We start from the raw sequence: 12445 nt of genomic DNA on the forward strand, positions 1-12445 counted from the left end.
TCATTTTAAAAGCTCACAACACCCGGATCATCCGGAATCAAAATACGGTCTCTTGCTCATTACTTATTTTCTATCTATTGTAGGCACATGCTCGGTAATATCAAATTCCCGGAGAATGTCATCCTTGTTTTTTCCTGTCAATAAATGGGGTTCACCCCGGTTCACATACAAGCGCATATACCGTTTGAGTTTATCGCTGCTTCCCAGGACACTCGCCTGTAGCACCCTTTCCATGTTCGTGCCTTCCAGCTTCCGGAAAGTCTGCCGGGCCTGTTTCTGTTCCGTTTCCGTAAGCTTGTCCGATGCCATTGCTTTCTCAATCATATCCATATCGTCAAAGGTGACACCGGTTGCCCGGTGGGGATTGCTCCGCTGTACGTATCCTGTAATTTCATAGCGTTCGGGAATCTCTTCTTTTTCTTCACCGGAAAAAGGGGAAGCCTCCTGCACATAGTCGATTTCAGGATAATTCAGTTTTTGAAAAGGAACCGGAACTTCCGGGAATTTCGTGTTGTTCTCAAGGGTTTCGTGCGCTCGAAGAACCGGTTCTGTTTCCTTTTCGGGAGTAAAGGTATCACTCTTTTCTATGCTTGATTCAGGTTGTCCGCTATTGTCATCTATTGTCAGTGATTGTCGCATTTGATACCGGCTTTTACCTATGATCTCCGCTTCAGACACAGGGATTTCCGGGTGCGTGGCGGCAAGCGTAGGATGTTCGTTCTTGTCCTTTCTACCCCTCCATGTGAAAATACTGCCTGTATGGACATACTTTTCAATACTCAGGTAAGAGGCATAGATGAACAGGATAATAAAAAGGTATTCCATGTCCTTATGATTTTAGTGATTGGTAATACTTTTCCAGTACGGCGTTTATCAATCCGCCGTTCTCTTCAAAATGATGCGCCAGCACCTGGTTAACAAAACCGGCTACGGTTGCTTCACCCCGTCCTACCGCCCATACCAGGGAAGAGATGCGGCGGTGCAAGTCGGCATCAATATGCAATGATTTACGGGATTTGGTTCTGACCGTATTCAGGAATGACGCCCTGTAAGCATTGATTTCCTTGACCGTAAAGACGGGAGCTTCACTCTCCCCGGCAACTTCCTCTTCCACATCCTCCGATTTCGAGGATACACCTGTTGCAGGGGAGTCCGGTCGTATCGTCCCTTTCCTGGCGACGATATCCAATATGGTCTTCTCGTCAATGCTCCGGGGATCAAATTTCTTTTTTCCGCTGTCCATAGTTCCTGTTATTATAAGGTATGGGAATCATCCAGATGTGTCACGGCGCATAGCTCATCTACCAGTTCACAGAGGCCCGAACCTTTTATCTGGCGGTTGTCGGGAGGGAACAATGTGGAACGGAAGATACTGTTCTTCAAAGAACTCAACTCCTTGTTGTAGCGTTTGGTATCCGGTATCTGTGATTCCAGCAAGTGTAAATCCGCCTTCTGTATGACACGGTTCCAGGACTCGTAAGTCTCCTTCCGTTCACGCTTATCGACCATGTTCCAGAAAAGATAGATGCCTTTCAGGTTGCAGTTGTGCCTGGCAATCAGTTCTTCCTCCACCACTTCGGCAAACTGGAGGGAACTCTGCATGACGACATTGTCCGCCTTTAAAGGGATGAAGATGTAATCTATTGCGGAAATAGTATGAACAACCCCTTCGCTGCGGAGGGTTCCCGGAAGATCGAACAGTACGACATCAAAGGCGGCATCCTGCTCTTCGATGTAGCGGTACAGATCTTCTATCGCTTTCTCCGGATTGCTTTTGATTACCGGATAGGAACGTTTCCGGATTTGTTCATGTTGCCGATAGAGGGCCACTTTGAGAAAATCGCTTTCCTGTACGCTTTCTATGTCCCGGTCACGCATCCGGGAGATGCTGTGCTGGGGGGAGTCGCAATCCACGACACCCACCTTCAGACCCTTCTGGTAATGAAGGATACTGGCCACCAGAACAGTGAAGGCAGACTTTCCGACTCCTCCTTTCTGGCTGGCGAATGCAATTAATAACGGTTCTTTTTTCATACGCTGTTTTTTTATAATCAGATAAAAATAGAATGCTGTAAAACTGTAATGCTTATAACTGTATATCCGTTCTACACTGCAAAAGAAAGGAATGTCGGGAAGAGATGAAATACCCTGTCACGGATAGTCATGGATAGTCAGGAATTGACAGGAGGGAGTGCCGCAAGGCAGACAGAAGAGATTGCAATGAAAGAAAAAAATCCCTACCTCGTGTTTGAGGCAGGGACTAATAATAAAGGAGCGATACCGGTTACTTCAGGACGTAACCGACAGCTTGTAAGTCCGTCAGGAAATGTTCAGGGGTGTCGGTAGCAACTGCCACGTCATGCAGTTCCCCGTAACGCCGGGCAAAGTTCTCCATATACTCCTGATCCGTACAATCATAGTCGAACCGGCTCCCCTCCCGGAGCAGCCGGACGAACTCTTCCGGGCTGGAGGCGATTATCTGACCGCCATCCAGCAAATGATAAGTCTGTATCATACCGCTAATTTTTTAGTTCTAAGTTTAAAAAATAATTTCTGTTTCCCGTTCAGGAAGGGCAACCCCTCCAATGTCATCCGGCTGGGAAGGCTGGAGCTTTTCGCAAAGGTAATCAATCCGTTCAGGAATCGTATCCAATTCTCCATCTTTGTGAAGTTTGTCGTGCCGGAATGCTGGCGGAACTCAACGGTTCGGTGTCTGGAATAAGCCTCAAAATTAACCTTGTGGTACCGGTCATTATTAAAGACCTCCTGCAGGTCGTCAATCGTCCTGACCGCTTTAATTCTCTCGTCGGAAACACCGGAAAGACTTTTGCAGTAGGTATTGTTCCGGCGTGCTCTTGGCATAAAGGCATCAATCAGGTGTTCGAGATGCTTGTAGGTCAAAGCCAGATTCTTCCAAGTGTCCAGACTGAACCCAGCCGCATCCATATGGACATGGAATCCGCAACTGTCATTCACTTTCGCATCACAGATGTCAAGCACCCAGCACACCGTCTCCAGCTCTTTCAGACCATTCTCACCTGCCAGTATCGGACTGACCAGCTCGAAAGTATTATTTCCCTGCAAGCTGCTGTCTGTCACGAGTTTCCAATGATCCCTGGTCGTGTGGTTATACCCCTCAACGGCAACTCGGATACCGGCCTCTCTCAATTCGCGTGCCAGTCTTTCCATATTACAGTTATAGGCTTCAATCTCAATGCCGAACTTGTGGGTGAAGGTATAATCCATCAGGACAGATACAATTCTGTTCTGCAAAACTCCACCCTCTCTTTCAAGCATTTTCTTCTCAACGTTATATACAAAACCATAGTTGCCGCGTGTCACCAAATCGGCAATCTCCCTGCGTGTCAAACCCAGACGGAGCAACTGCTCGATCTTGCTCGTCTTGGTGGTACTCTGTTCTAAGATATTTCTAACTTGCTCGTTCATAGCTTTTTGTCCTTTATTATTATACCACTAAGGTAGCATAATAAACCCATATATCATAGTATTAGAAGCCTTATTGTCAGCTTATTAGATTAGTTTGACTAAGGCTAAATACCCTTATTTAATGTATCCGTTTATAACATTGCAGCAATCTACAAGGACAGCAATACAGTAATCTACAGTTCAGGGAAGCTGTCTCTTTTCTCATCGTTCCCCCGATTAGGGAGACTGGATAATTATGCTTATTTTTGTTCTTTGAAAACTTAACCCGTACCGAATGGATTATGATGAAATACCTGATTGTGTCCGACATACATGGCTCGTTACCGGCACTGGAACAAGTGCTGGCATTTTACAGGGAGCAGCAGTGCGGAATGCTTTGCATTTTGGGAGACATCCTGAATTATGGTCCCCGCAACGGGATACCCCAAGGACTGGACCCGAAAGGGATCGCAGAACACCTCAATGCGATGGCCGACGAGATTGTCGCCATCCGTGGGAACTGTGACTCGGAGGTGGACCAGATGCTGCTGGACTTTCCCATCCTGTCCGATTACGCCCTGCTGATAGATAACGGAAAACGTTTCTTTCTCACCCACGGACATATCTACAATGAGGACAGACTGCCGAAGGGAAGGTTCGACTGCCTTTTTTATGGTCACACACACCGGTGGAAACTTGAACGGACAGAGCATACGGTGGTCTGCAATACCGGCTCCATCACTTTCCCGAAGGATGGAAACGTGCCGACATTCGCTGTTTACTGTGACGGCGCGTTATCCGTCCACCGGCTGGACGGCAGCAAGCTGAAAGAACTTTCTCTCTGATGGGGAGTGTATGGTGATAGCCTTTTATAATTGTAGTTTTGTATAAATATAGTCTTGTATAATTGTTTATCCATTATCTGAATATCCCAATATCTGAATATATCAATATCCGATTATCCAATTATCAAAATACACAAAACCCCAATTATTCAGTTATCACCGTATAACATTCCAAGAGGCTACAGATATAATACTATCCGGATTATCCGGTTATCAAAATATCCGGTTCTCCGAATATTCAATTATCCCCAAAGAAACCCCTTTGAACCACCGGAGAATTGTAGAACGCTCTACAATTACAGGAAACTACACCCCGTTCCGGCTCTGCAATGTTGGTGAAAATTGCCAACTTCTCCGAATGGACAGACCGGAATGGGGGAGGTTGCCATCGCGAGGAAGGCATCAAGGGGAGCAATCTACAGTTCTACTTAAAAACGTTGTCCCCGTGGAGGGGACAGCAAGTTGTGTTTTCGTTTAACCGAAAACGAACGGTTTAACGGCGAATACGCCGACAAACCATTTCAGCCTTTGCCTCCGGAGTCGGTATGTTTATAAGTGGAAAGACAACCACATTAAAAACAGGAGCAATTTAGCATCTTAAAAAAATCAGAAGACTTTTTATGGAGTATATAATCTGTAAAAATATTACATATATATCAACTACAAAATCTTATTCAATGAGTGGTTGCAAGGATTGTGGAACTTGCTTTTTTATAATATTTCATGTTATCTACTGTTATGAATAAATATCATTGTGATAAATCGGGAAGCTGTATTTGATATGTAAAAAATATTATTCCATAAAGAGTAGGCAATAGCCCGCAAAAAAGACGCCACCACAAACAAAATTGAAGTAACTTCTCAACTCATTTAATTTTTTCCAACCAAGATTCTGTTTAAAAGCGGATTTTTAAGTAATTCTTCATTGGGTATAGAATACAGGTACTCCTTGTCACTCCGTATACATTTGTCAACAAACTGACGGGAATAAATCAATCTGTCGTCCTGTTTCTCAATCTCCACCACATAAATATCCATTGTCTGAGGAGCGATTTTCCATCTTCTGCTATCACAGAATCGGTGCCCTTCAAAAGCGAGTTCCACTCGGCGTTCATTCCTGATTCGTTCAAGAAAATCATCCGAAGCAACTCCCGGCATTCCGGCACGTGCCCTCAGTTTGTCGATGGCTGCCCGTGGGGATGACATAAACGCATTATCAGTATAATCTGGATTACCATAAGCCAAAACTTCCGTATAGTTCAACAATACCTCTGCATACCTGAAAAGTATCCAGACATGACGATCGGTAGTCGTATTGTTCGGATTCAGACTGATTGTTTCGACAAATTCATCGGTTACGTTTCCCATGCCCTAAGGATCACAATACTTCCATCACCCTGATACACTCGCCGTCAACCAGACATCGGTATTGTGCCAAACGTTTCAGCACTGGTTCCAGCGAAAACCCTCGTATGAGTTTGTGATGTCTCCTGTCGCTGCAAAGCACACTTTCCATCTCCATTTCAGGAAAGTATAACTGCAAGTGGACGGCAGAAACATCGAAAACAACGGGACCATCTTCATAAAGATAGATATAAATGTCTGACACATTTACACTTTCCCTTTCCTTGATTAAATCTGTAATTTCCATCTTGTAGATTCATGAAATTATTATAACCGCTTATCTCCTTCTATATTTTTCAGTGCTACACATTTCCAATATTCTGTGTAAGATTGCTTATTCCACATCCATTCGGAATTCTTTATCGGCGAACAGTTTCGCCAGTCCCGATACCTGCTTCAAACGAAGCAACTCATCCTTGTCCATACCCAAGTTCCTGCGTATCCACATGTCGACATTCCCGATCACGTAAGTTCCCTTACCAGCCGTGTCATAAGCTCAATCTTGTGCATCCCGCGGGTACGGTTATGACGTATAGTAGAAGCCATCTGTTCAGCCAGGTCCTTACGGACAACAGCAACAACACTTGTCAGCAGCTTTAATAAGTGACCGTTCCTCTCCCTGACGGAAGAAACACAATCATTGTCTATTTTGTCACCTCCGCCAATCTTTCTTTCCACAGGCATGAATGTCATGACCTTTTCTCCCTGATATAGGACACACCATGAAAACTTCCAAGAGGATTTGTAAGGGTAGTTATTATTCGCCCCCAGGGATGCTGGGCTAAGCACTATATGTCCCACCGCCTGATAGAGCTCGGGGAATTACCTTCTAATATGCATACTGTAAGTTTCATCGGCTTACATTTTATGATATTTTTATGAACTTCCTGCCTCCTTATTCTTGGTATAGAAGTATATTCCCCGGAGGGTACTTTGAGACCCACCGGGATATAACATCAACCAAACATATCCCGTCTCTCACTTATTATTCCTCTTTAGTCTTGGCAAGGACGTATATTTCCTGCAAATGCCCGATGGGTTTTATTCTTATTCCTTAAGTACTCTTTGCCTATATCCATTCCTTGAGCATCTTGCATATCGTATGGAACTCCATACCAATAGTTCCCCCAATCTTTGACTCCTTTGACTGCGCTATTGACATAATTACGCCATCCGGAGAGCGGGAAGAAGATGGTACGAATTTTCGTGGCATCCGTGTATAGGTGCCAACCGATTCTATTATCATCATAAAAACCGTTAATTTCAGATACAGATTCCACAGACTCTCCTGTTGTAGTAAATCCAGAAAAAGCATTGGCAGCAGGGAGCCTAAAACCAACAGGACACGGATCGTAAATAGTCTTGGTAGTAGGAGAGGCAGAAAATGAAACTGAACTATTATTAGCAGCCCACAAATTCAGGTATAACTTGTCCGCTGTATTTGTAGCATGCATTACATTGGGGTTAAGAATGTAATTCTTGATACAAGCTGCACCTGTAGAAAGATTTGCCTTCGCAGGATTGTCCGTAGATGGCATTCCCTCCTTGTCATACCAGATTTTGGTTGTATTATCCATTCCGTTCGAAGGATAGAAGGGGTCTTTACGCCCCCATTCATAGTAAGGATTGTTGTCTTGGGTAGCGATTACCCTCGCCAACTGCTTGATGGTTATTTCCTTACTCTGGTCCCCGGCAGTGAATTTTACCTTGCAACTCCGTTCTTCATAGGTAATGGTATTACCGTCGCATTGTCCCAGATTAACGGGCATAAAATTATATTTTACGTTTTGATGGTTGGTTATCTCAATCACATTGTTGATGTCTTCGTCCGTAACCCAGACATGCCAGGACCAGAGGATGGCATCACTCGCATCCTTGATCGCAATGACGGCATTGCCTTGCCGGATAGAAGAACGGTCCACTTTGAAAGAGATATTGCCGCCATTGTAACCGGCATTGTATTTTATATCCGTAACCAGGTTCATCGTATCCTGCCAGACCAGTTCGGCCTTGGCCGGCGTACATCCATTACCGCTGATGTATGGATCCGTGATCCCGTTCCCGGCATGGTTGATGAAAGGATTCAGGATATTGTTTCCTGTCGCCGTGGAGGTATACGCCGAAGCGTTCGTGGCCGCGTTCTTGATCGCATTTCCATATACCAGCGGTAAAGAATAGTAACCGGGAGCGCTGACCACGTAACAGTTGGCCGTGTTCTCAACGCTGCTCCCCCCGGTGCTGCTGGAAAGGTTGTACGGTGTGGTTTCCGAACCCTTGGCCGTGGCCGCCTTCAAAGCAGCCGTATGTAAATCATTTGATATGCCGGTCTGCGCCTCGACCGTCGCATCACAAGGTTGCGCCGAGTCGCCGCCGGTACCGGATGCCGTGAATGCGGTAAGCCACACCGGCTTGGTGTCTGTCCACGTGGTTCCGTCTTCTGCATATTGCGTGGTCCATTCGGCAGCCTCTTTTTCCCCCTGGGCGTTTTGCCTGTAACTGGTAACACGATATTGCTGTGTGCCACCGGTATATGTAAAATCGGCCAGGGCAGTGACATCAAGCGTGTAAGTCCAGTTGAGGGAACTACTGGATATTTTGTAGGTGACAGTCTTGCCCATCGGCCACTCACTCCCTTTTATATCGGCTGTTAAAGTGTGGTCCGTATGGGTGTCGTCTGTGAATAAGACTTCTATCTGCGCGTCCTCAGGAAGCCGCTGGGGCAGCATCATAAAGGTCTGCGCCTCACTCGTGAGCGCCTCGTCAGCTGTTCCTGTCGTCACTTTATCCAATGTCTGTGAGAAGGTGGCGGGAGTATCCAAACCGCTCCAGGTTTGTGTCCCCATATTGTAGGTTCCTTTGGAATAAACGTTTTTCAAACGGACCTGCTTGACCGTACCTCCCCGCATATCATTCCCGCACACGAATCTGACGGCGGTCAGGGCATGGTTGAAGGTCAGCGCAACGGCCGTGTTGCTGTTGCCATTGAGCTCTGCCGATCGGGCTACCAGCAGATCCTCCTGTTGGCCCACCTCTTCCGGCACGGTCACGCTGATACGGGGGGAGCCGGCCTGCCCCTGGCCGGAAAATACGTACCGGGCGTTCTCTTTGGGTGCATAGGCGAAGAACCTCATCTTGTAGGAAGCTCCCGGCCAATAATAGGCGGAAGATAGTGTATAGTCGCTGCCGGACCTGGTGGCTGTGGCATTGTGGAAATAGCTGGGTGTTGTCCGGCTCTCGTCCCAGTCCCCCGTGTAAGCGTAGGCCGATACCCCGAAATGATCGTACATATTCTCTGCACTCACTCGTGCGGCGCGGGTCATCCGGGCAGCGGCATCCTCACCTTTAGAGAAGGAAGAAACGGCGATGCTGTCGGTGTATAAGGTGTGCAGGTAAAGGGGCGTGCGGCCACCTTGTAAAGGAGAGACACTGCCCCGCGGCATGTCTGTACCGGTCATGGAACGTGCCAGTGTACCCCAGCCGGCCTGTATCTCCGGGGTAAAAGAGATACTTGTGAAAGTTTTGTCACGTTTCAGATCATCCTCACAGGAGGAAATACATATAGTACTGATGACAAACAGTGAAAAACAGGCGCGGGGCAAAACCTTTCCCCCAAGAAATACGCCTAAACGAAATGTTCTCATAATATCAAAATTACATATTTTAAGTTTGCAAGGTGATCCGTAAAACATTGATAATTAATTTACTATTTTATTCTCTATAACATCATAGAAATGATTTTGCAAAGAAAAATAATTAATAATTGAATTGATTATCAATTTGATTCTATTATTTGCCATTTACATATATCTTTATAAAACGAAGAATCGTTGCCGATAGATGACATTTTAGGGAAACAGTCGATAACCATTCGAATGACAGTATATTACATACTGCAGGACTTGTTGATGTATTCATTATCTTTTATATAATATATAGAAAGTAAAAGAAAGAGCATTTAATGAGGAGCAAGTGATTTTGATCCAACTGCAATGTTGATTTGCTATTTCTATAATTTTTGCAAGTATTTGGATTTATAGGTTTACTCCTTTTTGTATATATGTCTAAAGCAAGATAAAACGATGCCAATTGACAGCAAAATATATCGGTTGTGGATTGCTCTTTTTGGCCTGTTAGATCACCGTTTAATTTCTCGTTCTTAGATATTCGTTTGACTGAATACATGCAGCAATTGCAAGATAACGCTATGAAATACTGTTATTTGTTGATGCGGAGAAAAGCAGAGGAAGAAAGCTTGGATAAACTGGAAAACAAATTCAACCGACAGAGGGATAACGGATTTATCTGGAACCGGACCGATTCTGTGATCGATTTTGAGTACTGTAGCAGGAAATAGGAGGGAAGTCTTGAAACGTACAAGGCTGCTCAATGAACAGGCCGAGCGGTTGAAAAAGGAAATCGGTAGGTGCGCCAAGCCATGGACAGGAAAAGCTGAAGTAATGAACCATATTCCCCGTTTCGGCTGATTTAGTTGGGCGACAACACTATTCGTCCACGTCTTTTGAGATGCTTTATGGCTAATCTACATCTCAAAACGCACAAGTATTGAGGAATTCTTCTTAATAGTACGGAAATTGCCAACGATGCCGCATCGGAGGATGAGACATTGACATTGCTTTGTGCAAAAGAGAAAATGATACTGCTCTCTTCTTTCACAATGTATCTCACATGTCCTAATTTCTTGCCCAATGCCTCTATTAGGTAAGTCGCTTTCAGTTACGCCGCCTTTAATGCTTCGATCTTTCCTTTTGGGTGGTACATCGACATAGCTTTGTTTTTATCACCTATGCACATGATGTTGATCCCTTTCGTGTTTATCAGCTTGAGTACTTCATCTATCTGATTGAAATCTGTCAGTGTAATGTCAAACTCTTAGCCACTAAAAAGTCTTGTCTCAGTCACCGCCAAGAGTCACCGCATTCTTGTGTCTGTATGGTGTCCTTCGGATCCCCTTAGTTTAGCGTTTGCATCAAACCTTGTTCAATTCGGCTCAATGCTACTTTGGTACAGTATTTTTCCGATTTAGATTTCCCGCCAAACTCTCTTCCGGAATATTCTCGAATCTCGATGAGATAATGGATTTTGTCCGGTACGATTTCCACTTCGGATGTTTTCAGCTACTTAAATCTAACGTTCATTTGATTCCTGAGCCTGCGCAGTAAACCCCATAAACAAGACGATTGCCAATAAAGATAATTGTATTTTCATAATAGAATCGGATTTAGTTTCATACGAACCCGATAAAAATACAAGCCTCTGACAATTTGATGAATAATGAAACTTTTTGTAACTATAAAAGATAAAAGACAGAGCATCTAAACAAAATCTTACTCTGACTATCAACCATAAAGTCAAAAATTTATTTTGTGCATCATAGAAACTACGATTCAGACCCAACTAAAAAACTTTTTCATAAATAGCATCACATAACATGTAAAAAACAGACATATAAAGCAGAAAAAGTACGGATAACACAGTCAGAAATCTCATTGGACAATCCGAATCGATTCATCACATAAACAGTATCTGGAAAACTCTCCTAAAATCAGTTCTCTGTACGTCTATTTATTTGTTCTCTCCATTCTTTAGGAGGACATCCCAGATATCTTTTACAATATCTGGAAAAATGAGCCAAAGAAGCAAAGTCGAATTCATCGGCAATGCTCCCTAACAACAAATCTGTAACCGAGAGTCTATATTTAATTTCTCCTAATAATTGCATCTTCATCCATTTGCTCGGTGTTTCCCCAAATTCCGCAATGAATTGCCTTTTAAAAGCAGGAAGAGAGATCCCACACAACGATGCCAGTTCCTTTACGGTACTGCATTCTTTGTAATTGTTCAGAACCTTATTTCTTAAATCCTGGGATCGACCGATAATTGTGTAGAAGAAGTTTGCCTGTTCCTCCCTAGAATAATAAAAACGAATGTTCCAAAACAGTTCTTTGAGCTTAGTCTCATGAAAGTGTATACAGTTTGCTCCGTCTTCCAGATAACAAACCAGAAGTTCAAGAAATTTTCGTAACTCGTCCCTTATTACAAGAGATTCCATGTGATATTTGATAATTTTCTTTAAATGGAACAGATCTGCAAAAGAAGCTTTTTGGCAGGGCGATATACCTCCTTCAAATAGGGCGACAACAACTTCACTTTCTTCCGACGAATACATGTTGAAGAGGCTATCACGGCTCCAAAAGAACATATTCCCCTCTGAAACTGTGAACTCAAATTCGTTATACAAGAACTGCAGATTTCCTTTCAGAACAAACAAAATACAATCTTTTATCAGTCGTTCTTCATAGTTTATTCCTTTATCAAATTTATAATAGCGAAATCCTTCCTCTATAAAATTTGAATAATTATAACAGGACGTATGTTCATTCAAATAAAAAAGAGACATAGTATATTTTTATTTATAAAATATTATTATTTATATCTTATTGTATAATCAATATCTGTTTCTATTTTTTATTTCTATTCCGCATTAAATCATAGAATAAAATGCGTGCCAAAACGTTATGCAAAGATCAATAAAATGTAACATATTGTAAATCAGTGGATTATTATCTAAAAACAACAGAGCTGCATGTGGAATAGAACAACACATATGTGGAAGAATTCCACATATAAAAACGAATATTTCCTACAGGGACATTATACTTTTTTTAAATATACAATTTGTATTTTCCCAGATTATACGCCCTTAGTCAAAAGACTATGAACTCTCCAAAAGGGAGTTTCAGTTCATTATG

General features: G+C 43.5%; 10 protein-coding genes and 2 pseudogenes. 2 read left to right on the plus strand and 10 right to left on the minus strand.

What is annotated here, in order from left to right; translation table 11 throughout:
• Window positions 1-63 precede the first annotated feature (63 nt).
• The 5 genes from KO473_RS16515 to KO473_RS16535 form a co-directional block, all read right to left on the minus strand.
• On the minus strand, window positions 64-825 hold the full coding sequence (locus KO473_RS16515; RefSeq protein ID WP_005805200.1) for a hypothetical protein: 762 nt from the start codon (window positions 823-825) through the stop codon (window positions 64-66).
• Window positions 826-829: 4 nt separating this feature from the next.
• Window positions 830-1243 (minus strand): DUF3408 domain-containing protein, encoded by a 414-nt coding sequence (locus KO473_RS16520; protein WP_005805202.1) that lies wholly within the window; start codon window positions 1241-1243, stop codon window positions 830-832.
• 11 nt (window positions 1244-1254) lie between these two features.
• Entirely contained in the window at window positions 1255-2034 is a 780-nt protein-coding gene (locus KO473_RS16525; protein ID WP_005805204.1) for a ParA family protein, read from the minus strand.
• 250 nt (window positions 2035-2284) lie between these two features.
• On the minus strand, window positions 2285-2515 hold the full coding sequence (locus KO473_RS16530; protein WP_122130387.1) for a hypothetical protein: 231 nt from the start codon (window positions 2513-2515) through the stop codon (window positions 2285-2287).
• Window positions 2512-3447 (minus strand): amidoligase family protein, encoded by a 936-nt coding sequence (locus KO473_RS16535; RefSeq protein WP_005805208.1) that lies wholly within the window; start codon window positions 3445-3447, stop codon window positions 2512-2514. Before KO473_RS16535 ends, KO473_RS16530 begins: the two co-directional genes overlap by 4 nt.
• 284 nt (window positions 3448-3731) lie before the next feature.
• Between KO473_RS16535 and yfcE the strand changes: the two genes are divergently transcribed.
• Complete coding sequence (yfcE, locus tag KO473_RS16540) at window positions 3732-4271, plus strand: phosphodiesterase (RefSeq protein ID WP_172680753.1); 540 nt, start codon at window positions 3732-3734, stop codon at window positions 4269-4271.
• A gap of 870 nt (window positions 4272-5141) precedes the next feature.
• Here the strand turns inward: yfcE and KO473_RS16545 are convergent.
• From KO473_RS16545 to KO473_RS16560, 4 genes and pseudogenes are all read right to left on the minus strand, one after another.
• Complete coding sequence (locus KO473_RS16545) at window positions 5142-5639, minus strand: RagB/SusD family nutrient uptake outer membrane protein (RefSeq protein WP_005823172.1); 498 nt, start codon at window positions 5637-5639, stop codon at window positions 5142-5144.
• A gap of 10 nt (window positions 5640-5649) precedes the next feature.
• Window positions 5650-5931: a hypothetical protein gene (locus KO473_RS16550; RefSeq protein ID WP_032537649.1), complete on the minus strand. Its 282-nt coding sequence runs from the start codon at window positions 5929-5931 to the stop codon at window positions 5650-5652.
• 78 nt (window positions 5932-6009) lie between these two features.
• Window positions 6010-6254, minus strand: a pseudogene (locus KO473_RS23500) (chromosome partitioning protein ParB); the annotation flags it as partial.
• 416 nt (window positions 6255-6670) lie between these two features.
• A complete protein-coding gene (locus KO473_RS16560) occupies window positions 6671-9316 on the minus strand; it encodes a fimbrillin family protein (protein ID WP_122130386.1) in 2646 nt (881 codons plus the stop codon).
• Window positions 9317-9828: 512 nt separating this feature from the next.
• On the opposite strand from KO473_RS16560, the pseudogene KO473_RS23505 reads away from it, so the two are divergent.
• Window positions 9829-10159 (plus strand): annotated as a pseudogene (locus tag KO473_RS23505) (hypothetical protein); the annotation flags it as partial.
• 1079 nt (window positions 10160-11238) lie between these two features.
• Here KO473_RS23505 and KO473_RS16570 read toward each other — a convergent pair.
• Complete coding sequence (locus KO473_RS16570; protein ID WP_122130385.1) at window positions 11239-12093, minus strand: AraC family transcriptional regulator; 855 nt, start codon at window positions 12091-12093, stop codon at window positions 11239-11241.
• Window positions 12094-12445: the final 352 nt, after the last annotated feature.

Source organism: Bacteroides sp. HF-4919 (assembly GCF_018860125.1).